Source organism: Vibrio sp. KUL80, from assembly GCF_059725495.1.
This window is the reverse complement of sequence record NZ_AP045842.1, coordinates 690747-717701: the sequence shown is the minus strand read 5'-3', so window position 1 is coordinate 717701 and position 26955 is coordinate 690747. Positions and strand designations below refer to the sequence as shown.

25 protein-coding genes and 1 pseudogene are annotated in these 26955 nt (G+C 45.9%); 16 read left to right on the top strand and 10 right to left on the bottom strand.

The window, feature by feature from the left end; genetic code table 11:
• Positions 1–12: 12 nt before the first annotated feature.
• The 7 genes and pseudogenes from AC6I8U_RS19870 to tnpA all read left to right on the top strand — a co-directional run bounded on the left by AC6I8U_RS19870 (position 13) and on the right by tnpA (position 7943).
• Positions 13–1431 (top strand): carbohydrate porin, encoded by a 1419-nt coding sequence (locus AC6I8U_RS19870; protein ID WP_498019428.1) that lies wholly within the window; start codon positions 13–15, stop codon positions 1429–1431.
• Positions 1432–1496: 65 nt separating this feature from the next.
• Positions 1497–2363, top strand: a complete 867-nt coding sequence (locus tag AC6I8U_RS19865; RefSeq protein ID WP_498019427.1) for a MalM family protein — start codon at positions 1497–1499, stop codon at positions 2361–2363.
• A gap of 456 nt (positions 2364–2819) precedes the next feature.
• The gene (gene lamB / locus AC6I8U_RS19860; RefSeq protein ID WP_498019426.1) at positions 2820–4121 is read left to right on the top strand and encodes a maltoporin LamB; all 1302 of its coding nucleotides are present in this window, start codon (positions 2820–2822) and stop codon (positions 4119–4121) included.
• 60 nt (positions 4122–4181) lie between these two features.
• On the top strand, positions 4182–4991 hold the full coding sequence (locus AC6I8U_RS19855) for a MalM family protein (RefSeq protein ID WP_498019425.1): 810 nt from the start codon (positions 4182–4184) through the stop codon (positions 4989–4991).
• A 122-nt stretch (positions 4992–5113) separates the two neighbouring features.
• Positions 5114–6268: a tetratricopeptide repeat protein gene (locus AC6I8U_RS19850; protein ID WP_498019424.1), complete on the top strand. Its 1155-nt coding sequence runs from the start codon at positions 5114–5116 to the stop codon at positions 6266–6268.
• 311 nt (positions 6269–6579) lie between these two features.
• Entirely contained in the window at positions 6580–7311 is a 732-nt protein-coding gene (locus AC6I8U_RS19845; protein ID WP_498019423.1) for an oligogalacturonate-specific porin KdgM family protein, read from the top strand.
• 187 nt (positions 7312–7498) lie between these two features.
• Positions 7499–7943, top strand: a pseudogene (tnpA, locus tag AC6I8U_RS19840) (IS200/IS605 family transposase).
• Positions 7944–8133: 190 nt separating this feature from the next.
• Here tnpA and AC6I8U_RS19835 read toward each other — a convergent pair.
• The 7 genes from AC6I8U_RS19835 to AC6I8U_RS19805 form a co-directional block, all read right to left on the bottom strand.
• On the bottom strand, positions 8134–8823 hold the full coding sequence (locus AC6I8U_RS19835) for a zinc metallopeptidase (protein WP_498019422.1): 690 nt from the start codon (positions 8821–8823) through the stop codon (positions 8134–8136).
• Between the two features lie 134 nt (positions 8824–8957).
• Positions 8958–9329: a DUF2237 family protein gene (locus tag AC6I8U_RS19830; protein ID WP_498019421.1), complete on the bottom strand. Its 372-nt coding sequence runs from the start codon at positions 9327–9329 to the stop codon at positions 8958–8960.
• 378 nt (positions 9330–9707) lie between these two features.
• Positions 9708–10646, bottom strand: coding sequence for a LysR family transcriptional regulator (locus tag AC6I8U_RS19825; protein ID WP_498019420.1), 939 nt, complete (start codon positions 10644–10646; stop codon positions 9708–9710).
• Between the two features lie 33 nt (positions 10647–10679).
• A complete protein-coding gene (locus tag AC6I8U_RS19820) occupies positions 10680–11780 on the bottom strand; it encodes an ABC transporter permease (RefSeq protein WP_498019419.1) in 1101 nt (366 codons plus the stop codon).
• Positions 11777–12703 (bottom strand): ABC transporter ATP-binding protein, encoded by a 927-nt coding sequence (locus tag AC6I8U_RS19815; RefSeq protein ID WP_498019418.1) that lies wholly within the window; start codon positions 12701–12703, stop codon positions 11777–11779. Before AC6I8U_RS19815 ends, AC6I8U_RS19820 begins: the two co-directional genes overlap by 4 nt.
• Positions 12704–13660, bottom strand: a complete 957-nt coding sequence (locus tag AC6I8U_RS19810) for an HlyD family secretion protein (protein ID WP_498019417.1) — start codon at positions 13658–13660, stop codon at positions 12704–12706.
• A gap of 70 nt (positions 13661–13730) precedes the next feature.
• Positions 13731–14636, bottom strand: coding sequence for a Gfo/Idh/MocA family protein (locus AC6I8U_RS19805; RefSeq protein WP_498019416.1), 906 nt, complete (start codon positions 14634–14636; stop codon positions 13731–13733).
• A 278-nt stretch (positions 14637–14914) separates the two neighbouring features.
• Between AC6I8U_RS19805 and AC6I8U_RS19800 the strand changes: the two genes are divergently transcribed.
• The 4 genes from AC6I8U_RS19800 to napH all read left to right on the top strand — a co-directional run bounded on the left by AC6I8U_RS19800 (position 14915) and on the right by napH (position 18165).
• Positions 14915–15868 (top strand): M23 family metallopeptidase, encoded by a 954-nt coding sequence (locus tag AC6I8U_RS19800; RefSeq protein ID WP_234496222.1) that lies wholly within the window; start codon positions 14915–14917, stop codon positions 15866–15868.
• Positions 15772–16239 (top strand): bactofilin family protein, encoded by a 468-nt coding sequence (locus tag AC6I8U_RS19795; RefSeq protein WP_234496223.1) that lies wholly within the window; start codon positions 15772–15774, stop codon positions 16237–16239. The genes AC6I8U_RS19800 and AC6I8U_RS19795 overlap by 97 nt, the downstream gene beginning before the upstream one ends.
• Before the next feature lie 307 nt (positions 16240–16546).
• The gene (gene napG, locus AC6I8U_RS19790) at positions 16547–17314 is read left to right on the top strand and encodes a ferredoxin-type protein NapG (protein WP_252015634.1); all 768 of its coding nucleotides are present in this window, start codon (positions 16547–16549) and stop codon (positions 17312–17314) included.
• Positions 17314–18165: a quinol dehydrogenase ferredoxin subunit NapH gene (napH, locus tag AC6I8U_RS19785; RefSeq protein WP_498019415.1), complete on the top strand. Its 852-nt coding sequence runs from the start codon at positions 17314–17316 to the stop codon at positions 18163–18165. Before napG ends, napH begins: the two co-directional genes overlap by 1 nt.
• A 40-nt stretch (positions 18166–18205) precedes the next feature.
• Here the strand turns inward: napH and AC6I8U_RS19780 are convergent, their stop codons facing one another.
• Both AC6I8U_RS19780 and cscK read right to left on the bottom strand, forming a co-directional pair.
• On the bottom strand, positions 18206–18808 hold the full coding sequence (locus tag AC6I8U_RS19780) for a 2OG-Fe(II) oxygenase (RefSeq protein WP_498019414.1): 603 nt from the start codon (positions 18806–18808) through the stop codon (positions 18206–18208).
• 157 nt (positions 18809–18965) lie between these two features.
• Complete coding sequence (gene cscK / locus AC6I8U_RS19775) at positions 18966–19886, bottom strand: fructokinase (protein ID WP_498019413.1); 921 nt, start codon at positions 19884–19886, stop codon at positions 18966–18968.
• 182 nt (positions 19887–20068) lie between these two features.
• Between cscK and AC6I8U_RS19770 the strand changes: the two genes are divergently transcribed.
• The 4 genes from AC6I8U_RS19770 to AC6I8U_RS19755 all read left to right on the top strand — a co-directional run bounded on the left by AC6I8U_RS19770 (position 20069) and on the right by AC6I8U_RS19755 (position 24864).
• Positions 20069–21076 (top strand): substrate-binding domain-containing protein, encoded by a 1008-nt coding sequence (locus AC6I8U_RS19770; RefSeq protein ID WP_498019412.1) that lies wholly within the window; start codon positions 20069–20071, stop codon positions 21074–21076.
• Between the two features lie 6 nt (positions 21077–21082).
• Positions 21083–21799 (top strand): GntR family transcriptional regulator, encoded by a 717-nt coding sequence (locus AC6I8U_RS19765; protein WP_498019411.1) that lies wholly within the window; start codon positions 21083–21085, stop codon positions 21797–21799.
• 196 nt (positions 21800–21995) lie between these two features.
• Positions 21996–23357: a PTS transporter subunit EIIC gene (locus tag AC6I8U_RS19760; protein WP_234496229.1), complete on the top strand. Its 1362-nt coding sequence runs from the start codon at positions 21996–21998 to the stop codon at positions 23355–23357.
• Positions 23358–23436: 79 nt separating this feature from the next.
• Positions 23437–24864: a sucrose-6-phosphate hydrolase gene (locus tag AC6I8U_RS19755; protein WP_498019410.1), complete on the top strand. Its 1428-nt coding sequence runs from the start codon at positions 23437–23439 to the stop codon at positions 24862–24864.
• Between the two features lie 114 nt (positions 24865–24978).
• On the opposite strand, the gene AC6I8U_RS19750 is transcribed toward AC6I8U_RS19755, so the two are convergent.
• Entirely contained in the window at positions 24979–25161 is a 183-nt protein-coding gene (locus AC6I8U_RS19750) for a hypothetical protein (protein WP_042469775.1), read from the bottom strand.
• A 594-nt stretch (positions 25162–25755) separates the two neighbouring features.
• Between AC6I8U_RS19750 and AC6I8U_RS19745 the strand changes: the two genes are divergently transcribed.
• On the top strand, positions 25756–26883 hold the full coding sequence (locus AC6I8U_RS19745) for a carbohydrate porin (protein WP_498019409.1): 1128 nt from the start codon (positions 25756–25758) through the stop codon (positions 26881–26883).
• The last annotated feature ends 72 nt before the right edge of the window (positions 26884–26955 follow it).

The window sequence follows — 26955 nt, the reverse complement described above, 5'->3', positions numbered from 1 at the left end:
GGAGTTTTCTAAATGAAAAAAGTAAGTGTAATTGCTGCTGCAGTGGTTGGTGCGCTCAGTGCTGGTTCAGTAAGCGCGGCAGAAGTCGATTTCCATGGTTATATGCGTGCAGGTATGGGCTTGAACGCTGATGGTGGTTCTCAATTTTGTTACGGTAATGGCGGCCCTGCTGCACACGTAGTTGGTCGTCTTGGCGACGAGTGTGACATGTATGGTGAGTTCATCCTAAATGCGAAAAACCTATATGAAGCAGCTGATGGCGGTTCTTTCAGCGCTCACACTCTTCTGGCATTCGGCACTGCAGAAGATCCAGCGACTCAACGTGATACACGCGGCAGTTCTTTCCAAAACATTGGTGAATTAACAAGTCCTTGGGACGGTCAGCGAGCATCTTTCCGTGAAGCATGGGTTGACTACACTATGGCTGATGGAAAAACACTTTGGGCCGGTAAACGTTACTATGGTCGTAAAGATGTACACATCCTAGATATGTACTACGTGAATACATCTGGTGATGGTATTGGTATTGAAAACATCGATTTGGGTGCCGGTAAATTCTCTGCTGCTGTGTTCAACCGCAAGTGGAAAACGCCGCTGACTGAAAATGCAGACTACAACCCAGGTAACGTTCCAGGAACTCCGGGTTACGATCCAAATTTGCCAGATTATGATCCATCACGACCTGTTGATGATGACAAATACAAAGATCCTCTAGAGGGTACACAAACGTATGCTTCGTCTCCTACATTGGACTTCCGTTTCAATGGCTTAGAGGTAAACACCAATGGTACACTAGACTTTACCTTCTTTATCTCTAAACCGTTCTACACTGATGCTCAGAAAGATGCGATTAACAACAACACTGGTAATGTTGGTGATTGGGGTCTAGACGAGGTTGGTTATAGCTTTACCGTTGAGCATACGCAAGGTAATTTCTTCGGTGGATTCAACAAAGCAGTCCTCCAATATAACACTGAAGGCTTTGCATGGGATGGCTATGGTGTGAACAGTCACATGGGTATCGGCTACAACATGGAACAAGGTCAAAAAGGTCGTACATCTTGGCGCTTTATTGACTGGGGTGTGATTGCATTCGACAAATGGGATCTAGGATACTCGTTTATCTATTCTCAACTTGATAACCCTGGCAGCGACAAAAAAGGTACTCGCTGGAATGCTGTAGTTCGTCCATCGTACAAATGGACAGAAACTATGAGTACAGTATTTGAAGCGGGCTACTACAATCAAGATGATCCATGGATGTCTGAGTCATCAGATCTAAGCAAACTTACGATTGCGCAACAATGGCAAGCTGGTGAAAGCTTCTGGGCACGTCCAGCAATCCGTATTTTCGCAAGTAAATACAGTGGCGATCAAGTAATCGAGAAAAATGACCTAATGGTTGGTGCACAAATCGAAGCTTGGTGGTAAAAATACACGAGCAAATATAGACAGGGCAACCTTCGGGTTGCCCTCTTCAGAGAGGAAAATATTGAATGAAGCGTCTCCTATTATCAACAATCGGGGTTTTGTCATTGTTAGGTTGCAGTACACCTATAGATGTAGTTACTACTCCCCAAAAAGCGGAGATGCAGCAAGTATCTGATTTACAGAATGTAAACTGGAACTTGGTCACAGTTCCCAGTTTGTTTAGATTCGAAATAGAAGCGAGCAGTCAAGTCATTCGCAACAGCGAAATTGATAGTGCGGTGGCGGGATTTAGCTTTGATTATAATGGCAACCCGACAGAGCTCAAGCTCACGAGCATAATGAGCAAAATGGATGTATTTGTTCCTAATCTGGCAATTTTTGATCAGAACTTTAACCACATCCGAACATACAATTCTGGTAACTTTAGTTATGATAGAGATGATTTTAATGTCGGTGAAGCTATGCAAGGTGAATTGGTGCTTAATCTAGGCACTCAAGTAACCAGAGTTTATGCACTTGTTTTTACTACAGAAGAAGCTCTCACGGAAACTACGACAGTCATTCATCCCGCTAAAGCGTTTGCGATAGCTAAACGTGTTGACCCGCCCTCTATACCTGACCCGATAAAAAAGCATAGTAAATATGGCACTGTTGAGGTTGCTTTGAAGGATCTCTCCAGCGGTTGGAGCGGCTTTAGTCGAGAACCTTACTATGGAGATAAAACGGAAACTGTTAATACTGTAAGTGATGTTGCTAAGCCGTTGGTTGCAATTGATACTATTCCAGAGACTAAACAGTATTATCATTCTGCAATAAAATCGGCTGTAGCGGAAGATAATATACCTAAGGCATTGAGCTTACTTGATGAGGCTAAAGCACTTAACATTGAAGATGCTCAGCAGGTATTTATACAAGCAATCAATGCTAAGTAAACATTTCTAGAGAAATTGTGATTGGTCTCGTGGATGTGAAGTTGTAATACATCTGTCAATATCTACGGGGCTTTTATTTATTTAGTAGAAAATAACACCTTTCTGATTACATCAATTTAACCCCCAAAAGTGACTTTCCTCAAATAAATCGAATTATAAAACCTATACCTTATAAAAAAGAGAATTGTGATCTTTGTCATGCTTTTTTGTGTTTTTTATACCTGTTATCGGTCAGGCGTCGAGATTGATACTTAATTCTGACAAAAAACTCTTTCTTCTTCATTTAATACTTGAAAGGACCGCTCGTCACCTTCCCGATAGCCCTATCCCCCACCCTGTAACAACAAAACTCTCATCATTATTCTCCTCCTCCGATTGTTTTCCTTGCGAGTCATACATTCCACTGCCTTTTCGGATGTCGCTTGAGAAAAATAACAATAATAAACGGAGTTAATAATGAACAAACTATGTCTAGTTGCAGCGGCAGTATCGACTGCACTAGTTGCAGCCCCTTCTTTTGCTGTTGATTACTTTGGCTACTTTCGTGCGGGTACTGCGCTGAGCTCGAATGGCACGGGTGATACGAACTACGAGAAACAAAAAGTAGGTCGTTTAGGTAACGAAAACGACAACTACTCAGAGTTTGGTTTTGGTAAAGACCTGAAAACAGGTGACCAAACTTGGCGCGTAGAATCCATGATTGCGTCTGGCAACAGTGGTACTAACGGTTGGCAAGATGGCGATTTCAACGTGGCTCAGTACAACGTTCAAGCAACGGGCCTATTTAGCGCTGACAAAGAAGCGACCGTTTGGGCCGGCAAGCGCTACTACCAACGTCGTGATGTACATATCACGGATTTCTACTTTTTGAACACGTCGGGTACCGGTGGTGGTATCGAGAACATTTCAGTCGGTAACCAAAAGCTGTCTGTGGCGTTAATCGAAGATAGCAGCACTAAGCAAAAGACGCTTGATGGTAAGCAGTGGGTGCAGAAACCTGGTACCAACCCTGGTGAAGCCGGTAGTTGGGTAGAGCAAGACAAGCACAAAGAAGATGAAGTTAAAGGCTATATCGCTGATGTACGTCTAGCGAATATCGGTCTGTGGGAAGACGCAACACTTGAAGTGGCAGGTGCATACAACTTCTCGACAGGTACCGCTTCTGGCAACAAAGACGTTCAAGCGGATGATGGCGCTTTGGTGACTGCGATCCTTCATCAAAATATGAGCAGCGGTTTCAACCAAACGGTAGTTCAGTACGGTAACAGCTCATACGGTGCTCAAATGGCGGATCTGGGCAATGGCGGTAACTTTGATCGTCGTGACGACGCGAATAACGACGCTCAAGGTGTTCGTCTATTGAACTGGGGTGTGATCAGCTTGGGTGATAAGTGGGAAATGGGGCACCAATTCCTTGCGGCTCGCTCTACCGATGCAGCTATCTCGGCAACCAACCGTGCTAAAACCGATCACGAACTGATCTCTGCGGTTATCCGTCCAATGTACCAGTGGACAGACACCGTCCGTACCGTGTTTGAAGCGGGTTCGTACGTTGAAAATTACAGCAATTACGGTAACAAAAAGGGCAGCAAACTCACGGTGGCTCAGGCATTTTCTATGGGAGAAGGCTTCTTTGCTCGTCCAGAAATCCGCGTTTACGGTACTTACCTTAACGACCGCTCAGACAGCGCTCAGTTAGCGGATAAGTCTAAAAAGAATGAGTTCCTTGTTGGCGTTCAAGTGGAAGCTTGGTTCTAACACTTAACGAGAGCTAAGACGATAGGGCGGAGGATACTTCGCCCTTTTTAGGAGACAATAATGAAACTATCAACCACCCTCATTAGTAGCTGTTTGCTTTTAGCGGGCTGTCAGAGTGCAGACGTTGTGGAGCAGACGTCACTACCGACTCAGGCTAAGATAAACAGTGTCTCACAACTGAATGTATTGTCTCTAAAGGCACCAAGTGAGCAGACCTTTTCCATAGCTGAAGACAGTCAACGATACATCATTGATGGCGTAGAGAGTCCGGTTGTGGTTGCTTCTCTGCCACTATCCTCAGGCGCTTTAGACATTACAGTGACAAGCTTGATAGCTTCGTCGGCTTTTGCTCCTTACATCGCCATTATCCGTGAGGATGGCAGCATCATCGAGCAATATGAGCTAGAAGAGTTCAACTATTTACCCGCTCGCTTTCATCTTGGAAACCGTCTAGAACTCACGTTTACGTTTATGCCGCCAAGTAACAGTTCAGATCTCATGCTTGTGGTTTACACCAAGCCTAAAGCGTTGAAGGAATCAGTGAGCGTTACCCACCCAGCAAAGCTCGATGCTGAAGCTCGCGGGAACTACTTGCCCGAGGTCAAAGACATCGAAGTGCCGTTCGCAGAAACGGGGAAAGTAGTTATCGCAATAGCAAGCAGCGAGCAACAGCAATCAAACGTATCGCGAACCCCATCGGTCGCAGTAACAAAAGAGTCGAGCGCTTTCTATCATGATGCGATTACAAAAGCCGTTCGAAATAATGAGCTAAAAAAAGCGGTGAGCTTACTTGAGGAGGCGGAATCGCTCGGTGTGGAAGGGGCAAGAGAAACCTTCAATAACGCGGTGAATTCGACTGCATCGCAGTAATTTAGATGAATTATTGAGCTAATGTTGTAAAAGCGTGGGTTAGATCGAAAATCGCGCTTAATTGTTCGGACTATCAGCCGTTACTATAGAGAGTAACCGTTACTAAAAAGCCCGTTCATACTATGTCGACATTAGCCATTGCCATCGGCGCCACCAGTTTGTCACTTGTACTGGTGTTCGTCTGGATGTTCTCACTCTCTCTGCGTAAAAAGCGTATGGAGGAGGAGCGCATCGCTAGAGAAGCTGCCTATCGAAGAGCAATGGAAAAAGCTCGTCAGCAGGAAAGACAAGATCGAATCTTTAAAGCAGAGACCGGTCACGTTCCTACCATCTTATACCTTGCCAAAGAAGCAGAACGAAGCAAACCCAACGAAGCGCTGTACTGGTATCACAAAGGTGCTTTGCTCGAGAACATTACTGCGATGTACGGTATTGTTCGATTAAGTGACAAAAAGCGCGAAGATTTGGTGTTGCGTGAGCAGGCTAATTACTGGCGCTTGTGCATCGCTGGGGCAGAGGGCGATATCCATGCTAAGTTTGAAGCTGCGAAAGCGCTCATCTATGGCAAAGGTGTCGAGCGAAATATTCCGCAAGGTGTTGCCAAGGTTCAAGAAGTCGCGGAAGAGGGCAACCTCGAAGGGATTTTGTTCATGGGAGATTGGAACATCTCACCAGACAACCCAACGCCGTCACCAAAACAATCGACAGAATGGTTTGAGATCGCTGCTGACAAACAAAGTGAAGAAGGGATGACTAAGCTCGGTCTTAACTACTTAAACGGTGTCGGAGTAGAGCAAGACATTCAACGTGCCTGTTATTGGTTGGAGCGAGCCGCGGAGAAAGGCAACATTGAGGCCATGTACTTTGCCGGTGAAGCCTGGCGTGAAGTGAAGCCTAATGGCGCGTCTATCGCCTATATTTGGTTGTTCATGTCCGCGTATATGGGGTATGAACCTGCCAAATCGGCTCGCGATACCGTGGGAAGTACGTTAGGTGTGGATTCTGTTGTAGGTCTTCAATCACTAGCCAAGCCAGTACTGAAGAAGCTCCAATTTGGACCCGTTGTAAAACACTCGCTTATCCGTGCCCTCAACAAGCTCTATAAACGTGAACTGCCGCTGTTTGGTTTAACTGTAGACAAAGCGGAAAGCAAAGAAGAAGTAGAGAAACCAATCCCATCTGATGAAGTGTCAGAGCAGGAGCTGCCTCAATCGGATATAGATGACAACTCCGCTCAGTATTCGTATTCCAGCTACGGAACCAACTACACCGCATAAAGTTTCAAATATGACGTGCTGTTTCATACAGGGCAGTTATCTAATGCGTATAAATCATTTTTGATTATATATTTCATTATTGTTACTAGATGATTTCATGTCTGTACTCGTTGATGAAATTGAACTCAATATTGATGTGAGTCCCGTCACTCAATGTAGGGGTTTGACATTTCCATGACAAAAACAATGTTCAAAAAAATATTCTGAGCTCAGTTTTGGTGTGACGCATGAGGATGCTTGGCAGTGGCCTCATCGTTTGCACATTAAATCCGGTGCCAAATTTGGCATTCCTGTTCTATACGGAGCTTTTTATGAAATCTTTTAAAATGACATTGGCGGCTGCTCTTGTTGCTGCAGTAGCACTTCCAGCAAGCGCAAACTACGTTGACGTTCGTGGCGCATACAACACTGAAGCAAAAACTTACGAAAGCCGTGTTCGCGCGGGTATGGGTTTTGCTGAAGACTGGGAAATCCACCTAGAAGGTACTCAAGGTCACGGCGACAAAGCGTTTAGCCAAAACCAGCACACAGTAGCTGCGTTCGAGACTGAGCTTAACTATAACTACGCGATCAACGATAACGTAACGCTAACTCCAGGTTTCGTATACTGGAATGGTACTAACCACTCTGAGTACCGTCCATACCTAAAAGCAACGTACGCAACAGGCAACTTCTATACAGCTGCTCGTTACCGTTACCAAGCTGCAACTAACGCAGCAGACGGTTCTAACGTGAACAACACTAACCAAGTTGACGCTTGGATTGGTTACAACATTTCAGACTTCAACCTAGAATATAACCCTGCTTATATCGCTCAAAATGGCGGCGGTGCATTCACTGGTAACGTTGTAGGTGGAGAACTAGAGAAGGGTGATTCAAAGTGGGAACACACGTTCCAAGTAAAATACACAGGCTTTGAAAACTGGGCTCCATACCTAGATTACCAAATCCTAGATAAAACATACGGTACACTTAGCAAGAACAACCCAGCTGAGATCAAAACTGAAAACCGTGTTCGTGTGGGTGTAACGTTCAACTTCTAATCTGCTTGTCGTAGATTAAAGTAAACCATATCCTAAGAAAATGCCGCTCTTACAGAGCGGCATTTTTGTTTTCTAACCCTAAACCACCTTCTAGGAAGGTGGTGATCGTCCATTAGGGCTTTGCCCGAAGGACGCTCATGTTCAAGATATCCAAGTTTGTAACCAGCAAATCAAGGAGAAAAAGAACATGAGCAGATATGAATCCGCTTCGCACGTATATCACAGGTGCCAGTACCACATAGTTTGGACGCCGAAGTACCGACTCAAAATACTCAAGGGTAACTTGGGCAAAAGAGCTGTACCGAAGTATCTATATCTACAGCAACATGAAAAACTGCAAGGTTGTAGAGTTGAACGTTCAAGTAGATCACGTCCATTTAGTTGTGAGAATGCCACCAAGTTTGAGTATTTCAAAGTATATGGGATTTGTTAAAGGACGGACAGCGATAAGGCTGTTCAACAAATTTCCGTATTTAAAAAAGCAGAAGTTATGGGGCAGTAAGTTTTGGCAGCGTGGCTACTTTGTGGATTCGGTCGGAATGAACGAGGAAATAATCCGAAGATATGTCAGGCATCAGGACCGTGTGGGAAAGGAAGAAGAGCGTCAGATGCATCTAGGGTTGAGTAACTAAAAGTTAGCCCCCTTCTAGGGGGCCATTCAAAGCCACCTGCTCAGCAGGTGGATTTTTACATGGAGAGACTCCAACTTTCATTAACCGGGAAGTTTTTCAGTTCTTCGCGGTTTAGGAGAAACTAGGTACACAAATGGTAAGCGGTATGTTTGGATCGCCAAAATATCGAAGTTCTGCCATTAACTAGCCGCTATCGGCGGAGCACAGCGATCCATCTGCCAAGATTTAAAAGGCTCATCAGCGAAGCTGCGACATAGGTCAGTGCTGCCGCTTTAAGGATTATTTCTGCATGTTTCAGGTCACCATCGTGCAGGTAGTTGCCTTTCTGTAGGATAGGCAAAGCCTTGCCATAACTAGCATCAAACTCAACTGGAAGAGTCAACAGGTGCACCAAGGTACTTAATGCCATCGAAACAACACCTATCATAATCGTTATCGCACCCGCTTGCGGTACGCGAGTAAGCATAAGGACAACAGGAGCAGCAACGAGCATCAATCCGGCAATGCGCTCGCCAATCATGGCTGTCTTTACAAGCTTTTGCCGAGCTAGGAACAAGGTTTCTCTACGTGAATCTTGGATGGCATGTCCCACTTCATGGGCAGCGACAGTTACTGCCGTTAGTGAGTGTCCTGAATAGTTGTTCGGCGTAAGACGGACAGCCTTGGCTGAGGGTTCATAGTGATCACCGTTAGCAGCCTCCTCTACGTCAACGTCATCTAAGCCGAAGCTATCTAACAGGTGACGAGCTAACTCAGCTCCGCTTCCCTGCTCGCGGTAGCGGCCGGCCGGTTGACTGTATTTTTCCATCACGTGCTTGACCCACAGTCCAGGACCAAAGACGACTGCCGCGATTAAGAGTAATAGGATTATCCAGAGCATTAATTCAGTATGTTATCAGCAATTATGAGGCTATTGGTTATTATACGCATAAAATGGCCGGCAGATACTCGCTATCACGCCAAGTCAGATGCTCTTTTAGTTCTATCTTCTCGGTTTGCTCTGAGTTTAACGGCTTATTGTGAAGTGGTGGCATACATGGTCAATACATCGAGTGGAACAATTTCAAGGGAGCTCTCTTCGCAACTAGCTAGCACGATTAATGGGGCCATTCCCGCTCGCCAAGCTTCTTTCCAGCGCAGTGCACAAAGACACCAACGATCACCTGGTTTTAACCCTGGGAAGTCAAACTCTGGCCTGGGAGTAGAAAGGTCATTGCCACGGGCTTTGGTGAAGACGAGGAAGTCCTCTGTCATGACGGCGCAGATAGTCTGTTGACCCATGTCGCTACCAACGGTACGACAGTAGCCATCTCTAAAATACCCAGTATTAGGTTTACAACTGCAAAGCTCTAGCGGCTCTCCAAGTACGTTATTTGCGCTGTTCATTATAATTCCTACCATGAGCTAGCTTCCTTGGACTACAGTGTAGTAGAGAAGCTGGGAGTATTTGATGAATTAATTACTTCTTACTTCGGTTGCTGTACTTTCTAGCTTGTCATTTTCTGAGCTAGTTAAAGATTGTGTCTTCATTACTACTTCATGGAAAGATATAGAAAGTAAACAAGCATTGGTAGAGTTTGTTGAAGTATCTACAGATGAAAGTTCTGATAGCTTCATCGAAGTAACAGACCGAATTACAGTGTTTGATAATGATGGAATACTTTGGTCTTAGAAGCCCTTTTTCCAACTTCTCTTGGCAAAGTATCAGGCAAAAAACTTAGATTCTAGTTTGCATAAAGTAAGACCGCCCAAGAGCGGTCTTTTCTATTTGCCTGCTCTGAGTTGTTCTTCAATTAATCCACGCAGCCAATTGAGTGCTGAATTGCGAGCCATTTTCGTTGGCCACACCATGTAGGAGTCAAAGGTTTTGGTTTCAAATGGGAAGGGCAACGACTGTAAGTTGAACATCTCTCCGTACTGGAGAAAGAGAGTTTCCGGCACGACTGCAAGTGCTTGAGACTGTGATACAGACGGCAACATGCCTAACAGCGATGAATGTTGGCTGAAGACTTTGCGGGGTGGCAGCACATCACTCACTAACCATTCTACAAAGGTTAGATTCTCGCGACGAATATTAAGCAGTACGTGGTTTTCGTCCATGTACCTTTGTTTGGTCATCTTGCCATCTTGTAGTCTGGGATGAGTTGCGCTGGCAATACAGATCAAGCCGTCACTGTGTAGAAGTTTAGACTGAAATACACGACTATCTGATGGAGCAACATCGATCACCAAGTCTACTTTTTCCATGCGCAAGTCTTCGTAGATACGCGCGTCTTTGGGGGGGAGTTCTTTCAGTACAAGCGAGATGTTGGGGTATTTTTCAAACACATGCATACGCTTGTGCAGACGCAGTAGGGCTGCTTCATGACAATAGATAACGAATCGACGTCGACTGGATTCTGGCTCAAAGTTGGCGAGTCCTTCGATGAACCTATCAATCCCGAGAATATGCTCTTGTACGTGCTCATAGAGCTCAACCGCAAAGCGGGTTGGCTTGATGCCACGCCCTGTGCGCGTGAAGAGCTCACCGCCCACAGCGTCTTTCAACCTTGCCAACGCGTTACTGACCGATGACTGCGTTAAATCGAGCTGTTCTGCCGATTTCGTGACCGACTCTGTCTCGTAAGTGGACACAAAAACTCGCAGCAAGTTAAGATCAAACTTCTTTCCGCTAGCCTTTCCCGTTTTATCCTTGTTATCCATTGCGTGTCCTTGCCAAGTAAAAATGTAGGGGAATTAATCCAAGTTCTTCTTAAATCTTAGTGCAGCAACAACAATACCGATGACGGTAAACCCTGCGAGCCAGAGTGTATCTCGCCACATGTCCATTAAATCAGCGCCACGTAAAATAATTCCTCGGATCATGCGCATGAAATGAGTCGCGGGCAATGCTTCTGCTATCCATTGTGCCGCCATTGGCATGGCTTCATAGGGGAACATGAAGCCAGACAACAGAATGGAAGGAAGTAAAATAAACACTGTCATTTGCATGGCTTGAAGCTGAGTTTGAGCAATGGTTGAGATGACGAGTCCAAGCGTTAAGCTCGCGGCGATAAATAACAAGCTGCCAAGCAGTATCTGACTAATTTGTCCATTAATCGGTACGCTGAAAATCAAATAGCCTAGCCCCAAAATAATAAATATCTGAATAAGACCAATGAAGATATAAGGCACAATCTTACCGATCATTAACTCCATCGAATGAATAGGAGTGGTGATGAGTAGCTCTAAATTGCCACGCTCACGTTCACGCACTATCGCGGCGCTGGTAAATAGAATCATGGTCATGGTTAAGATCACACCAAGCAGACCAGGCACAATATTTACTGCAGAACGTTGGCTTGGGTTATAGAGCAGTGTCGCTTCAAAGGTTTTGGTTTTGTTGGGCTGATAGCCCGCGATGGCAAACTCAGCGATGGGCATGGTTTGAAGTGAGAGCAACGCAGCGCTGACCATAGTATCTGAGCCATCGACAAGCCATTGTCCGAGCGTCTCTTGGTGGGTAATGCGCTGCGTAAGGTTAGTGGGCAATATGAGCGCAGCACGCACCACACCTTCTCTGATTGCGGTTTCTGCTTCCTTAACCGTGGGATAATAGGCTTTGACATTGACCACCTGAGTGACTTTCACTGCTTCGACAATCACTCGCCCTGGCGCGGATTCACTCTTATCGACGACAGCAACGGGTATATTGCGAACGTCAGTATTCATGGCAAAGCCAAATAGAATCAGTTGGATCAGAGGGATCATGATCACCATGCCAAATGTAATGCGGTCTCTCGACAGTTGGCGGATTTCTTTGACCATGATGGCGCTCATGCGCGTTAAGCTTTTCATTGGCGACCTTCTCCTGTGACAGAGACAAACACATCTTCTAGGCTCGGCCTTGCGGGAGTGAGCTCGGCATTTGCGAGCTCAGGGACAGTTTGAATGAGCCACTTAATCGGGTCTGCCACATTCTGATAGATCAGTACTCGCAGTCGGATGCCCAACTGAGCGGCAGAGCGAACCTCTGGACAAGCAATAAGACGTTCTTTCAGCGCTCTCAAGTTAGGTGCTTTGACCTCAATGATGTTGACTCCCATGTTGTCCATCAGCTCTTCAGGCTCGCCATCTGCCCGCATCTCACCGGACTCCATAATCGCAAGTCGATGGCAGCGCTCCGCCTCATCCATGTAGTGCGTTGTGACAAGTATGGTCGTGCCTTGGTCGCTGAGATCGAACAGTTGCTCCCAAAAATCACGTCGATTCTCCGGATCGACGGCAGAGGTCGGCTCATCGAGAAATAGCAGTTCTGGGCGGTGCATGGTCGCCGAGGCAAGGGAGAGCCTCTGTTTCTGTCCACCACTCATACCACCTACGCGTTGTTTTTGGAGATCAGTGAGTCCATAGATGGTCATTTGTTCTGCTATTCGCTGTTTCAGCAGCGCTCTGTCTAAACCGAAGATCTGACCGATAAACTGAAGGTTCTCAAGAACCGTTAAGTCATCATACAGAGAGAACTTCTGTGTCATGTAGCCGATCTTGAGTCTAAGGGCTTCTGACTGCTCTGGGATCTGAAGGCCGAGAACATTCACTTCTCCTTCAGTAGGACTAAGTAATCCCGTCAACATACGTATGGTCGTCGATTTACCGCACCCATTTGGACCCAAAAATCCATAGATGCTGCCTTTGGGCACAGACAAGTTGATACCATTGATAGCGGTAAAATCACCGAACTTCTTAACCAGATTGGTTGCGGTTACAGCAATATCAGTCATCTATCTGAGTCCTTGCAGGTCAACTTGAGCAGGGACGCCGGTAGGCAAGTTTTCAGCACTGTCTGGAAGGTCAACCTCAGCGAGATACATGAGTCGAGAGCGCTCATCTTCTGTTAACGCGTAGTAGGGGGTGAATGATGGATCGGCGGCAACCCAGCGCACCGTACCTGTCAGTACCTCGTCCAGACCATCAACATGAACATCAACTTGCAAGCCGGGAACAAACTTGACTCGTACTGAAGAAGGGACATAAACGCGTGCATAGGGAATTCTGTCGGCAAGAACGACAGCAACGAAAGCGCCTACTGACACTCGCTCACCTAGGTTATAAGGTAGGCTATCTAATATGCCGTCTCGCGTTGCTACTATGGTAAGTTCATCGAGCTGCTGAGTTTGTAGTGCAACATCCGCTCTCACCGCTGCAAGTGCGGCCTCAGCTTGAGTAATGTCTTCTGGACGCGAACCTGCGGTTAGCTTTGAGAATTCTTCATTGGCTGAGTTAAGCTCGGCTCTTGCGGTATCGCGACTAGCGACGGCTTGGTCTTTTTGAGACTGGCTGGCAAGTTTCTTTCTGACTAGTTCAGAGGCGCGCGAGTAGTTTTTCTGCGCCTCGGTTAATTTGGCTTCTGCCATGTCGACGCGCGCTTTTGCCGCGGCGATGTCCTCAGGTCTTTCACCATTAGTAAGGCGAAGTAAGTAGGCACTGGCTTTAGCTTCTTCAGCAATCGCATGAGCAAGCACGGCTTCTTGGCGTTTGGTGTCTAGGCGCACTAGTACGTCACCGGTTTTGACTCTGGTTCCTTCACGTACGGGGAGTTCGCGAATGATTTCACTTGCCGTTGAGGAGAAAGAAATACGGTCTCTCTCTAACGTGCCTAACGCCTTACCGTTGTCGTCATTCTGACAGCCAAGTAGTGCTAAGACGAGTGGAAAGATGACGAGCAGCGAACGTTTCATACATAACCCTTCTAACAGATTTCTATTATCAATATTAGAAGGGCAGTGGTGAATTTCTAGCTGAATTTCATCAAGTTATGAAGTCAAGTAGCTTTTGAGCAATTAGATGAGTCGAAAGATTTCTTTCGATTAATTTTAGTGGCATCTTGCCGCTGGAGACGACGTCCTTCCATTCATCAAACATACTGTGAAAACCTTTACTTGCCAGCATTGGTGTCCAATCCTTGAGCTGAACCTGCTCTACAAGGTTGTTTTGATAGCATTGACCTGACACAAATGAGTCAAAGCGATAGGCTCTGTCATCGTGGCTACTGCTAATGACTTCATGTGTGATGCCAAATTGACGATTCATCGAGGCTTCAAAGATCACGCCGCCTTGTTGCCACTTCACATCAAGTCGCGCTAGCTTAGCACCGTCCATTTGGTGCTGGACATGGATATCATCGAACTCAATGCTCCCGTTTAGATTGATACTGTCCAATGGATGAATAAAGTCGTCGAAAATAAAGGTTTTCGCATCACCTGGAAGTGCATGGCGGTGTTTTTCCCAGCGTAGCGATTGCAGAGTTCCCGTATCCGATAGGGAGTATTGGTTAATCAAAGGCAGGTGACGACGGTTAAAACCGATATAAAGCGGTACTTGTTTTTGTTCTGCTAGTTGATACAGGATTTCACACTCTTCATAGCTATCTGCCAGCGGCTTATCAACGAACGTTGGAACACCATGTTCGAGGAAATATCTGGCAATTTCTGGGTGCACAGAGGTCGCCGCATGAATCATCACAGCATCAGGCTTAAAGTTGAGGACAGCTTGGTATTGAGTTGTTGTGTCGCTGACGCGAAACTGGCTTGCTAGCGCATTAAGAGTCGCCGCATCGCGAGTGCAAAATATGGGATGAACATCTGCTTGAGATGTCGTGAATGGTAGATATGCCTTTTGGGCTATATCACCCATGCCAATGTGTGCAATTTTCAATATAAGCCTCGGTTTTGACTGCTGTTTTATAGATTTATACTGTTTTTTGGCAGGTTAACACAGTGCATCTGTTTATCGCTACGACCTAGCTAGAAGATTTTGTTGCGGATGTTTTTAATCAGTTGTTAAACGTAATACGTTTTTTTCTAAATTGTCTGAAACCACATCACGTCCTGACACACTTTTGCTGTTTCTTACTAGTACCTGTCATAGGGATTTCGTAGATTAAGCTTCGTGGATTAAGTAAAGGAATCAGGGTTAGGGAATACCGTACTATCATGAAAGATCAGTTAACCATCTCAATTTCAACGATTAACGGCTCTTCGCATTGGCAATTGAGTAAATCAATGCGCCGCAGCTTAAAGAGTTTGGCGTGGATTGGTTTGGTGCTGGTGTTAGGCGCTGGTTTGTTGATTCAGCATTTGTATGAGGTAGTGGATTACGCCGAGCTAAAGCAGGCAGAGCTGGCAAGTGAGTCACAAACCCTTGGTGATGAGCTAGCAAACTTGCAAGACCTTAAGCAGAGTCTTCAACAAGATCTGTCTGAGCGGGAAGAGCGCATTACATTAGTCTCTGAGCGTCTAGCGGATCTAGAAAAGGTGTTAGGGGTTTCTGAGCCCACCGATGACATTGACCTCGATTCGCGACTTGATGCCGCCGCAATCCATTCTAATGTGCGTATGACCATGCTCAATCAGATACCGAGCGGTTCACCTGTTGGGAAAGAGCGTATTTCCTCTCAGTTTGGTAAGCGACAACACCCAGTCACTCGAAAATACAAAATGCACCGTGGTTTAGATTTTGCGGTTAATACCGGAACCAAAATTTATGCGCCAGCGGATGGTGTCGTTGAGGTGACCAGACGCAGTAACAAAGGCTCTGGAAACTTCCTTAGATTGCAGCATTCATTTGGCTTCTCTAGCTCCTATTCACACCTAAAAGGTTTTGAAGTTCGTCCAGGGCAATTTGTCCGTAAAGGTGAGCTGATTGCCATCTCGGGCAATAGTGGGTTGTCATCCGGTCCACATCTACATTATGAGGTTCGCTTTGTTGGGCGAGCACTGGATCCCAAACCCTTTGTGGAGTGGGGCGTGAATGATTTCGAAGATATTTTTAAAAAGGAACGAGCAATAAGATGGGAATCTTTAGTAAAAACAGTGGAACAAAGAGTCGCTCAGCAGCTTCAACTCTCATCGCCAAAGGCTGTGTTATTAGCGGAAAACTCAAACTAGAAAACGATATTCAAGTCGATGGTGTGGTTGATGGTCAACTGCATATCGAAGGGGTATTAGTGGTTGCTGAATCTGGTCGCGTAAAAGGTGAAGTGTTTGCCAAGCAGCTTGTGGTCAACGGTATCTTAGAGGGTGACTGCCATGCGGAGCAGATTCAAATCCTCGCTAATGGTCGCGTAAAAGGTAAGGTGTGGAGTAACAACTTAAGCATCGAACCGGGCGGTAAGTTTTTCGGTGAAACCGCAGAGTTACCTGAAAAAGAAGTTGTATCTTTGAAAAGTCAAACCAGCAAAGAGGTTAGTGCGGTTAAAGCTAATACCGCGAAAACCGACTCGAAAGCCCCAGAGGCTAAAGCCGTTAAAACTGCATAATCGAATCCCAGCGCGTTCCAGTTTCTTTCTCTGGGACGCGCTGTTCCCTACTCTTATCAATAAACTCATCAGCACGGTAGGCTATACTTCTGTAAGCCATTACGCACCTCAAAGTGACGCTGTCACATAAGTGTAATGCAGACTAGAATGCCGCATTGTGATCAAAGTAACGCGGCTAACTTGATAAATATCAAGCCAGCCCTCGTATAACCACAAAGCACTATTTCAAATGACACTTTTCCCATTACAGTTATGGGAAAGCCTTATGCATAAATGCACGTTATAAGTCACCAATAAGGCGGAGCATATGTCACGAAATAAAACCTCAGAAAGCCGACGCCGATTCCTCCGCGACGCCGCACGCACCGCCGTAGGTGTCGGAGCTGCTGCAACCGTCTTGGGATTGCAGTCTAAACAAGGGCAAGCCAAAACCAGTGGCGGTGTCCCTATTCGCCCGCCTGGCGCGCTCGAAGGCAACCAATTTGATCAAGCCTGTCTGCGCTGCGGCCTATGCGTTCAGGCATGCCCCTACGATACGTTAAAACTGGCAACGTTACTTTCACCCGTAGCGTCGGGTACGCCATACTTTACGGCACGCGACATTCCCTGTGAGATGTGCGAAGACATCCCTTGTGTGGTGGCGTGTCCAAGTGGGGCACTCGATCATTCATTGACCAATATTGATGATTCTCGAATGGGACTCGCGGTCTTGATCGACCACGAAGAATGTCTTAACTGGCAGGGACTTCGCTGTGATGTCTGTTACCGGGTTTGCCCGCTTATCGATAAAGCCATCACGCTAGAGCCCATTCGAAACCAGCGAACTGGATACCACGCTATGTTTATCCCAACGGTGCACTCTGACGCATGCACAGGATGTGGTAAGTGTGAACAGGCCTGTGTGACAGAAGTTCCGGTGATCAAGGTTGTACCAATCGAACTGGCTAAGGGTTATATGGGCGATCATTACCAGCTTGGTTGGGAAGAGAAGGTTGAGCTTCGCGATGGACAGTTCCCTGAAACGCCAGATATCGCACCAACCGAGCATATCCGCATCAACGACGGGAGGAAATAATGGCTAAAAATCTCGCGAAAGATGCAGGTAAAGATGCGATCCGAGAGTTAGGCTGGTGGCGTGCTCATCGATTTCTCATTCTACGTAGGTTGTGTCAGCTCACCATCGTTGGTCTGTTTATGATGGGACCTACGTGGGGTATTTTACAGGGTAATTTGTCCTCTAGCATGCTGCTAGGTACTGTCCCGCTCAGCGACCCTTTATTGGTCCTGCAAACCTTAGCTACCGGACATTGGCCAGAGGTGAATGCCTTAATTGGTGTCACTATCGTTGTGGTTTTTTATGCCTTGCTAGCTCCTCGCGCGTTTTGCGCTTGGGTGTGTCCACTAAATATCATCACGGATATGGCGGCATGGTTGCGCCGTAAGCTGAATCTCAAAACCAGCTTTAAGTGGTCTCCGACAATACGTTACTGGTTGATCCCCGTGATCTTACTTGGCAGTGCAGTATCGGGATCGCTGCTCTGGGCGTGGGTGGATCCTGTCGCGACACTTCATCGTGGTTTGGTTTTTGGTATGGGAGCCGGTTGGATCTTAATTGCTTTGGTATTCTTGCTTGATCTTGTCTTAGTCGAGCACGGTTGGTGCGGGCACCTTTGTCCACTTGGAGCGACCTACGGTGTGATCGGTCGTAAGAGCCTTATTCGCGTGAAAGCGACACAGCGCGAGGCCTGCACCAAGTGTATGGACTGCTATAACGTGTGTCCTGAGCCCGATGTATTAAGACAGCCACTCAAGTCTGGTGATCGACGGATTATGAGCCAAGATTGCATCAGCTGTGGCCGATGCATTGATGTGTGTGCGCCTAAGGTATTGGAGTTTAAGGTTAAACCTGACTCTGGTGAGCTCTAGACAAACAAAAACGCCAGTTGTTCTTCAACTGGCGTTTATCCTAGTTCGCTATATCTAGTATGTTGTCCTTGACTCCGTTTGTTCTAAACCAGCCCGCAATACTAAAACGCTCGCGATTGGTAGGCAGCACTTCGTGTGGGAACTGCTCAGAGAAGAACACAAACAAACGGCCAGATTTTGGTTTAATACGTGTGATTTCGTTGTCATCGAGATCGTAAACCACCAGGTCGCCGCCCTCTTCGTCGCTCCACTCATCATTCATGTAAAACACGGTGGTCAGACGTCGGTTCTCATTACCACGGAAACAGTCGAGATGCTTTTGGTAGAAATCGCCTTTCTCATATTTGGCGAAATGTGCCTCATACTCAAATAGCCCCAAGAAAAAGTTTTGGTTAGCGGTTTGGCGAATGATTTCCATCTTGCTAAGAAATTGCCCCACTGGATCGCCAAGATCGGGTGAAAGCCAACAGATCTTGTCACTGCGAATGGCACTTTCACGCATCACATCATCATTACGACCAATACGCGCTTTATTCCATTCTTCTGGTAAGCACTCTTTGAGAGCCGAAACTTGCTCGGCAGAGAGGAAGTCATCCCAAACGTAATAGCCATGTTGGGTCAGGTTGTCGATCAGTGTTTGCATGATGCACCATCGTTGTTAGAAACAGGGAGGGCGCTTTATAAAGAAATAGACAGCATGCTTCAATTTAGGTTGTTTATCGTGACGATAACGCTTGATGAAGGGTAAGCGGGGATAAGGGGGAAAGAAGTCGCCCCTTACCGCAGCAAGGGGCACAAGATTACTGAATGTAATCGATAAGGGCTTGCTCACTTGGTAGCGCGGTCATCGCGCCTTTTTGCGTTGTCGCTAAAGCACCGCAGCCGTTTGCCCAGCGAACCGCATCAACGATGGTCTCATCATTGATCCAATCTGCTGTTTTAGATAAGCGAGTTAATAGGCCGCCAACAAAAGCATCGCCTGCACCTGTGGTATCAACCGGCTTGACTGGCGTGCCGGCAATCAGCTGTTGCTCATTGTCCCGAATAATCAATGCGCCTTTTGCGCCTTGAGTAATGAGCACAAGTGTATTGTTGTATTCGCCAAGCGCTGCGATACCTGCGTCAAGGTTGTCGGTTTCAGTTAGAAACATCAGTTCATCGTCTGAGAACTTAACCACATCGGCCAGAGCGATTGCTTGCTGGCACACAGGCTTGATAAGGCTTTGGTCGCCCCACACTTCGTCGCGAAGGTTTGGATCGAAACTGACAAAGCCGCCTGCTTGCTTAATGCGTTTCATCGCTTCTAACGTAGCGCTGCGGCTTGGCTCATTAGCAAGAGCGATTGAGCAAACGTGCAACCACTCGCCAGCGCTAAACTCAGGAATGTCGCTCACTTGCATAAATTGGTCAGCACTCGGCTTAACCATAAAGGTGAAGCTGCGTTCGCCGGATTCATCAAGATCAACGATAACCGTTGAAGTGCGCTGGGCTTCATCTAGTAGCATGAAGTCAGTATTCACGTTTTCTGAGCTCAGCGTTTGCTTCATGAAGCGCCCTAGTGGGTCTTGACCGACACGGCCAAAAAATCCGGTTTCACCACCGAGTCGAGCGATCGCAACAGCGACGTTTGCAGGAGCTCCGCCGGGACATTTTAGATACGTCGTGTCCGTATCAGGAATCAAATCTACAACGGCATCGCCAGTTACCCAAACCTTACTCATAACAAATTTCCTGTACTAATCGATTTGTTTTGAGTTTACTAAATCGATTTAGCAAAGAAAATGTGTTTTAATAGACACCATGATAGTGGCGCTAAAAATTGTGATCTCAAGCACGATCGCGATCCGCAGTGAAGATCTTCTTTATATAAGATGCAACAAGTAGGAAGCATAAGTAGAACGCGATGAGCAAAAAGCTAAAATTGGCCGATATCGCACAATTGGCAGAGGTCTCTAAATCGACAGTCAGCTTTGTGCTGAATGGACATGCAGAAAAACACCGCATTAATAAAGAGACGGTGGCACGCGTGCTGCGTGTCGTCGAGGAGCATAACTATTCGCCCAGTGTTTATGCCAGAGCGCTTAAGTCGAAAAAGACTCAAACTTTTGGCTTGATTATCCCAGACCTTACCAATATGGGTTTTGCTACGATTGCGAAAGCACTGGAACAGTTGTGCTTAAACGCGGGCTATCAGCTTTTAATTGCTTCTACCGATGACGATCCTTCTCAAGAACAAAAGGCGGTGGCGAACCTTATTGAACGCCAGGTCGACGGCATGATGGTGGCTTCATGCTTAGATAGTGATGACTATTATCAAAGTCATATCAAAGATATTCCTGTGGTGTTTTTTGACCGGGAGCTGGAGTCTGAGCGCTATAGTGAGATAACAACGGATGCGTATGACTCTACGAAAACTATTGTGTCTGCACTGGTTAAAGATGTGTCTGAATGTGCGTTTATCGGCGGGCAGCTCTCTTTGTCTCCTAGTCGGGAGCGTTATCAAGGCTTCGTCGATGCCATTCAAGACGGTGGGCTGGTGCTGCAACCTGAGCTTGTCTTTAACCAAGACTATCAGCCTCAAAGTGGTTATGAGATGATGCAAAGCTGTGTTGAGCATCTTGGCCGGCTTCCCTCAGCACTGTTTACAGGATCCTACTCTTTATTAGAAGGTGTGCTTAGGTATCTAAATGAGCAAAATCTAATGGCGGTTGCCGCCCAGCAGCCGATGAGACTCGCCACCTTTGATAACTATTCTGTTCTCGATTGTTTGCCACTGAAAATCGACTCTATCGAGCAAGATTGCCAACAGTTGGCGGTGAAGACGTTTGATTGTTTGCAAAAGACGCTGTCTAATAAGGACTATAAAAGCAAGATGAGCATCCCTGCTCACATTCACAATCGGAGACGCTAGCGCCACATGGACTCGAGATCACTACAACCTCTCTATATACAGATCGCCGATACGCTCAAACAACGTATTGATGATGGGCTATACCCACAAGGTTCCAAGTTGCCCTCTGAGAGTCAGTTAGTAGACAGTTTGGGGGTGAGTCGTGTGACTGTGCGCAAAGCACTTGGTCAGTTGGCCGATATTGGCTATACCGTTTCGGAAAAAGGGAAGGGGACTTATGTTGCGGTGCAAAAACTCAAACATGACTTTTTGGGTATGGCGGGCTTTGCACAGGAGCTGCAAGGCGCGGGCTTAGAAGCGAGCAACCAAGTTGTCCATTTTGAAAAGACAGTGGCCGATGAAGCGTTGGCCGAAAAACTGCAGGTTGATCTGGGTTCTGAATTGTATCGATGCGGCCGTTTGCGTGTGGTTAATGGTGATGTGGTGTCTTATGAGGACTTTTATATTCCAGTAGCCCTATTGCCTGAGCTCAATGAAGAGGTGTTGTCTGGATCTAAGTTTGCCTATTTAAAAGAGCAAGGGATCGAGATGGTGAAAACGCATCAAAAGATCAAGCCGTCATTGCCGAGTAAGCTCGTTCAAGACAAGTTGTCTGTTGAAGCGCTCGAGCCGATTTTGATCAACGAATCGATTAACTATCGCAGTGAGACTGAACCGTATGAGTACTCTATCGTCTACTACAAGTCGAGCGTTTATGACTTTGAAATAGTCGCTAGGCTTTAGTCTCTGCCAAGATCAACGAAACCACCTTTCAATAAGGTGGTTTTTTTATATGCCCTCTATCTATTATTGATTGTGATGACAAGCACGTTTCTCACGTTCAATACGACAAAAAGGTTTGACCTGTATTTTACCTGTATTACATTAATACACGTTGAATACAGGTTACTATTTTGTGCTCTTAGGAGAGAACGAAACAATGGCAAGAAATGCTAAAGTTGTCGCATCGCAAGTCATGGACTTGCTCGGTGGTGAAGGCAACATCGAACAGTTGACGCACTGCGCAACACGTCTTCGCGTCGTCACTAAAGACGACTCAAAAGTTAACGCTGAACAACTCGGTGAGACAGAGGGTGTTCATGGTTACTTCTTCAAAAATGGTCAGCATCAGGTCATTTTAGGTACTGGCTTTGTGGGCAAAGTCTTCGCTGAGCTAACGGGTAATGGTGAAGTAGAAACGAGCGCCGCACCTAAGAAGGAAGAATCTGGTAGCACGTTTCAACGAGTTACTCGAACTTTCTCAGACATCTTCGTTGCGATTATCCCTGCTCTCGTTGCAACGGGATTGCTCATGGGATTGCGCGGACTGATCGTTAGCGGCTTCGGTGTTGAATTATCACCTCAGCTAACGACGCTTTCTCAAGTCCTTACCGATACCGCTTTTATCTTTATCCCAGTTTTGGTGACTTGGTCTGCCATGCGAGTGTTTGGTGGTAACCCTGTCCTAGGTATCGTTTTGGGCTTGATGCTGGTGGCACCGCAATTGGCTAACAAGTGGGATGTGGCGTTTGGTAATGCAGAAGCCCTAATGATTCCATTCTTTGGTTTTGAGATTGCGGTTACCGGTCTGCAAAGCTCAATACTGCCTGCTGTATTTATGGGCTGGTTCGCCGCTATGGTCGAAAAAACCTCTCGTAAATACGTACCAGAGGTGCTGGATCTTATCCTTACGCCGTTTATCACGCTCTTAGTATCACTGATTGCTGGATTGGTATTTGTCGGTCCATTACTACTTGGTATCGAAAAGTTCATTACTGATATCGTGGTTTACTTCCTGCAAATCCCTTACGGCATTGGCGGTCTCATCTACGGTGGCGCTATCCAGTTCATGGCAGTGACAGGTATGCACCATACGATTGTTCCAATTACGATTGCGATGGTGACTGAGACTGGCTTTGACTACATCAACCCACTGGGCACAGCAGCAATCGCTGGTCAGTTTGGTGCGGCGATGGCAGTGATGACAATGCAAACCAGCAAGGTGAAAAAGTCGGGTATGTTTGGTGCAGCGCTACCAGCACTATTTGGTATCACTGAGCCTGCGATGTTCGCGGTGACGCTTCCTCGAGTTAAGCCATTCCTTTACGGCTGTGTGGGCGGTGCGATTGGCGGTTGTATCGGTGCTATTGCTGGTATTGGCTCAGCAGGTACGGGTGCCACTATGCTACCAGGCATGCTGCTTTACTTGGGTGGTGGTCTAGGCATGTACGTTGTGGTTATGTTAGTCGCGGCATTGGTAGCCTTTGTAATGACCAAGCTATTCTACAAAGAAGCAAACTAATACATTGATTTTTATCCCCTCATGGATGAGCGAGTCACATGGGGGGATTTTTTTATTTTCAGTTTTAAAGAGAGTCGTTATGGATTTTTCGAACCGTCAAAACCGTATGGTTAGGCTAGACGAAGTTTCGGATGAGTACTTACAGCACATCGCTTCACTCACCAAAAATGATCCTTATTATCCAAGCTACCATATCGCACCAAAGCACGGTTTGGTGAATGACCCTAATGGGCTTAGCTTCTTCAATGGTGAACATCACATCTTTTATCAGTGGTTTCCTCTAGGCCCGGTGCACGGCCTAAAACACTGGTATCACGTCTCGACCAAAGACTTTGTCCACTTTAAAGACAGAGGTGTTGCGCTTTATCCTGATCAAAATTACGACCAGCACGGCTGCCATACTGGTATCGCAGTGGTGGAAAATGACCAACTGAATCTGTTGTATACTGCGCACTATGTCCCAGAGCCTGACACCGGTCATCCGACTCAGGTTTTGGCTATCATGGATAAAGAGGGGAATGTCGAGAAAAAGGGAATCGTTGTCGATTTCAACCCAGAGCACTACACTCACAATATGCGTGACCCTGTCACCATAAAGCGAGATGATGGCTACTACATGCTTATTGGTGCTGAAAGCCACCAAAATGAAGGTAAGTTGGCTATTTATGGTGGTCAATCGATCGATAGCTATAACTATATGGGAAATGTCGATATCGGTCTTGAGCAGTTTGGCTTTATGTGGGAATGCCCTAATTACTATGAAGAAGACGATAGCGGCGTGTTTATCTTCTCTCCTCAGGGCGTCTCATCCGACAATAAATATGATCTCAAGAACGTCTTTTCCGTGGTCTATATTGTTGGCAAACCAATTGATACACAAACCCTGAAGTTTGAGAATCAAGGCTATTTTGAGTTAGACAAAGGTTTCGACTTTTACGCGCCTCAAACGTATCTCGATGAGCAGGGGAGGCGAATCCTTATTGGTTGGCTTGGCAATTCGAAAAGCGAGTATCCAACGGATAAAAACTACTGGGCACATATGCTAACCATGCCTAGAGAAGTCGAAATTCGCGGTAACAAACTGATTCAAAAGCCACTTATTGAAATGGAAGCGTTGAGATTAAGTGCTCAATCACTTGCTGCAAAGACTGAGCTAGCAAGTCGCGCATTTGATTTGGACGTCTTGGTTGAAGAGAATTTCGTAATCGAGTTTGCTAACCAAAACGGCGAAAAAATGGTGTTTTCTGGTACAGATTGTGAGTGGCAACTCGATAGAACCGCGGTAACCGATGTGCATGCAGAGCAATTCGGAACAGTGCGTTATGCCAAACGCGTCGGTGCACACAACAGAGTGAGAATCTTCGTCGATAACTCAAGCATCGAGATATTCTGTGATGATGGTGAAACGGTACTTACGTCAAGACTGTTTGTGGCGGACCTTAATCAGCTCAACTTGTCGGGTGTCACTGGTACGATCCATTATCTCGATTCAATACAGTACAACTAGCAGCATGCTATAACGAATAAAGGTCAGCGAATGCTGACCTTTTTTGTTTTCTATAAGCCTTTCAAATAAATGAAAAGCTGGAGAGCGGCGGATTGTTCAGCGCTTGGGTTGTTATTATCTGAAGCGCTGTTTTGACGAGCTGAGCTCAAGAATCATATCTAACTCTTCGTCAGTAACGAGAGCTTTAACTTGTTTATCGCTAAATAGGCGGTCGACGAATAGCTTAACATCTCTTAGCTGTTCATCGTCTAGACGGTGGATAGCATCAACAATGTCTTTTTCTAGCGTTTGATTCATACGACTCCCTCCCTCGGTTCCCTACTACATAAATTAGACGATATGCGACTGATAGCAAGTAAAAGTTTATGCACTCTAGTGACTAGTCTTGGTTTGAGGCTCAGAGTTTCGTTTGTCGTCTAGTCTGCACTCTGTATAACAAGCGGCAACGAAAATACACAGAGCCCTTTAATGACACGGTCTTGCTTCAAATTTGCAGCAACTGGTTAACATGTGTTTAATGAATTTATCAATAGATTAGTGTGAGGAATATCACTATAAGACTGCGGATTGATTGAAAGTTCCCATAAATTGCCTCAATAAATGTTTTTAAAGCTAAATGTATATTTATTTATATATAAGATATTGATTTAAATGACTTTATATATTTTTCTAAAAGCGTGATTTAGATAGGCATTTTCAGTTTCTTAGGATTGATGGGGTGAATGAAATTCCCCAAAATTGCTCTCGTTCATTCGATAAATGATTTCAAGTTTTTTGTTTGATGTGACGTGTGAATGTGTTGCTAGGTTCTTCCCCAATACATTCACTACAGACAAAGAGCTTTTAAATATAAAAAAACACTTATTACAATTACAATCCTTGGGGTTAATAATGAAAAACACATTTAAGCTATCGCTAGCTGCAGTATTGGTTTCTACTGCAATGGCTGCAAACGCGGGTATCAGCATCGTAGATAACGAGCAAGGCAACTTCTCTATCGGTGGTGACGTTGAATTTGACTTCAACTTTGAAGACCGTGAGTCAAACCCAAGTGGTGACAGTGAGTTTAACCAAACTGGTCGTATTCTTCTTGAGTTTGCTGGTGAGCGTATCACAAATACTGGTCACGTATTCCAAGTAAACGTTCAACCTCTAATGGAAAGCAGCGGCAACGTAGCTCTGGATGACGCTTGGTTCGCATTTGGTGCACAAGATGGCTGGAACCTACGTATGGGTCGCTTCGAAGCGTTCGACATGTTCCCTGTAGGTCAAGATACGTTCCTAGAGTATTCTGGTGATACTGCGAATGACTTGTATGTCGATGGCTCTGCATATGTTTACCAAATGAAAGAAGGTCGTGGTCGTGGCTCTGATGGTCAAATTATGTACAGCCAAACTTTCGACAATCTATATGTTGAGCTTGGTACAATGATTGGTGACCGCTCAGGTTTGTTTGCTGCGGACAATGATGGTAAGCGTTTCTACCATGGTGAAGAAATCACAGAAGTTAAAGATTCTCTGTTAGTTCGTCCAGTTGTTGGTTACCAAGCTGGTAACTTTGGTATCGCTGCATCTGTTGAAGCCAACCTAGTTAAAAATGCTCTTGTAACTGAAAATGGCGTGGACGTGTCTGACCGTATTGGTTATGGTCTAACAACTAACTACACGACAGCTGATTGGAACTTGATTGCTAACTTTGCATACATGGATGCTGTCGATGAAAACAACCTGTCTGTTGGTGTGAACGCACTATACAAAGGCTTCGGTCTAGGTTATATCTGGGCTAAAAACGACTACGAAAACAAAGAAATTGCAGGTTGGGCAAATGGTGATGTAGAAGTTGGTACTGCATATGCTTCTTATGAATTTGCTGATGTTCTACAAGTAGAAGACTTCTCTATCTATCTAGGTGCTTACTACACTGATGTGAAGAATAACCTAGACCAACAATCATCAATGCTAGATTTCACGGAAGATGCTGACAAAGGTGTTCGTGTACGCTTTAAGTACTTCTTCTAAGCGCTTAGTCGTATAGAACAACACTGCCAAATACTAAAACGGAGCGAGTACGCTCCGTTTTTTCGTTTCAAC

What these genes read in the sequence shown, in the direction of transcription:
- AC6I8U_RS19770 (WP_498019412.1), top strand. Translation starts at nt 20,069, where the DNA reads ATGAGCAAAAAGCTAAAATTGGCCGATATCGCACAATTGGCAGAGGTC.
- AC6I8U_RS19760 (WP_234496229.1), top strand. Translation starts at nt 21,996, where the DNA reads ATGGCAAGAAATGCTAAAGTTGTCGCATCGCAAGTCATGGACTTGCTC.
- cscK (WP_498019413.1), bottom strand. Translation starts at nt 19,886, where the DNA reads ATGAGTAAGGTTTGGGTAACTGGCGATGCCGTTGTAGATTTGATTCCT.
- AC6I8U_RS19755 (WP_498019410.1), top strand. Translation starts at nt 23,437, where the DNA reads ATGGATTTTTCGAACCGTCAAAACCGTATGGTTAGGCTAGACGAAGTT.
- AC6I8U_RS19850 (WP_498019424.1), top strand. Translation starts at nt 5,114, where the DNA reads ATGTCGACATTAGCCATTGCCATCGGCGCCACCAGTTTGTCACTTGTA.
- napH (WP_498019415.1), top strand. Translation starts at nt 17,314, where the DNA reads ATGGCTAAAAATCTCGCGAAAGATGCAGGTAAAGATGCGATCCGAGAG.
- AC6I8U_RS19845 (WP_498019423.1), top strand. Translation starts at nt 6,580, where the DNA reads ATGAAATCTTTTAAAATGACATTGGCGGCTGCTCTTGTTGCTGCAGTA.
- AC6I8U_RS19750 (WP_042469775.1), bottom strand. Translation starts at nt 25,161, where the DNA reads ATGAATCAAACGCTAGAAAAAGACATTGTTGATGCTATCCACCGTCTA.
- lamB (WP_498019426.1), top strand. Translation starts at nt 2,820, where the DNA reads ATGAACAAACTATGTCTAGTTGCAGCGGCAGTATCGACTGCACTAGTT.
- AC6I8U_RS19830 (WP_498019421.1), bottom strand. Translation starts at nt 9,329, where the DNA reads ATGAACAGCGCAAATAACGTACTTGGAGAGCCGCTAGAGCTTTGCAGT.
- AC6I8U_RS19870 (WP_498019428.1), top strand. Translation starts at nt 13, where the DNA reads ATGAAAAAAGTAAGTGTAATTGCTGCTGCAGTGGTTGGTGCGCTCAGT.
- AC6I8U_RS19815 (WP_498019418.1), bottom strand. Translation starts at nt 12,703, where the DNA reads ATGACTGATATTGCTGTAACCGCAACCAATCTGGTTAAGAAGTTCGGT.
- AC6I8U_RS19795 (WP_234496223.1), top strand. Translation starts at nt 15,772, where the DNA reads ATGGGAATCTTTAGTAAAAACAGTGGAACAAAGAGTCGCTCAGCAGCT.
- AC6I8U_RS19820 (WP_498019419.1), bottom strand. Translation starts at nt 11,780, where the DNA reads ATGAAAAGCTTAACGCGCATGAGCGCCATCATGGTCAAAGAAATCCGC.
- AC6I8U_RS19780 (WP_498019414.1), bottom strand. Translation starts at nt 18,808, where the DNA reads ATGCAAACACTGATCGACAACCTGACCCAACATGGCTATTACGTTTGG.
- AC6I8U_RS19825 (WP_498019420.1), bottom strand. Translation starts at nt 10,646, where the DNA reads ATGGATAACAAGGATAAAACGGGAAAGGCTAGCGGAAAGAAGTTTGAT.
- AC6I8U_RS19765 (WP_498019411.1), top strand. Translation starts at nt 21,083, where the DNA reads ATGGACTCGAGATCACTACAACCTCTCTATATACAGATCGCCGATACG.
- AC6I8U_RS19865 (WP_498019427.1), top strand. Translation starts at nt 1,497, where the DNA reads ATGAAGCGTCTCCTATTATCAACAATCGGGGTTTTGTCATTGTTAGGT.
- AC6I8U_RS19810 (WP_498019417.1), bottom strand. Translation starts at nt 13,660, where the DNA reads ATGAAACGTTCGCTGCTCGTCATCTTTCCACTCGTCTTAGCACTACTT.
- AC6I8U_RS19745 (WP_498019409.1), top strand. Translation starts at nt 25,756, where the DNA reads ATGAAAAACACATTTAAGCTATCGCTAGCTGCAGTATTGGTTTCTACT.
- AC6I8U_RS19835 (WP_498019422.1), bottom strand. Translation starts at nt 8,823, where the DNA reads ATGCTCTGGATAATCCTATTACTCTTAATCGCGGCAGTCGTCTTTGGT.
- napG (WP_252015634.1), top strand. Translation starts at nt 16,547, where the DNA reads ATGTCACGAAATAAAACCTCAGAAAGCCGACGCCGATTCCTCCGCGAC.
- AC6I8U_RS19800 (WP_234496222.1), top strand. Translation starts at nt 14,915, where the DNA reads ATGAAAGATCAGTTAACCATCTCAATTTCAACGATTAACGGCTCTTCG.
- AC6I8U_RS19855 (WP_498019425.1), top strand. Translation starts at nt 4,182, where the DNA reads ATGAAACTATCAACCACCCTCATTAGTAGCTGTTTGCTTTTAGCGGGC.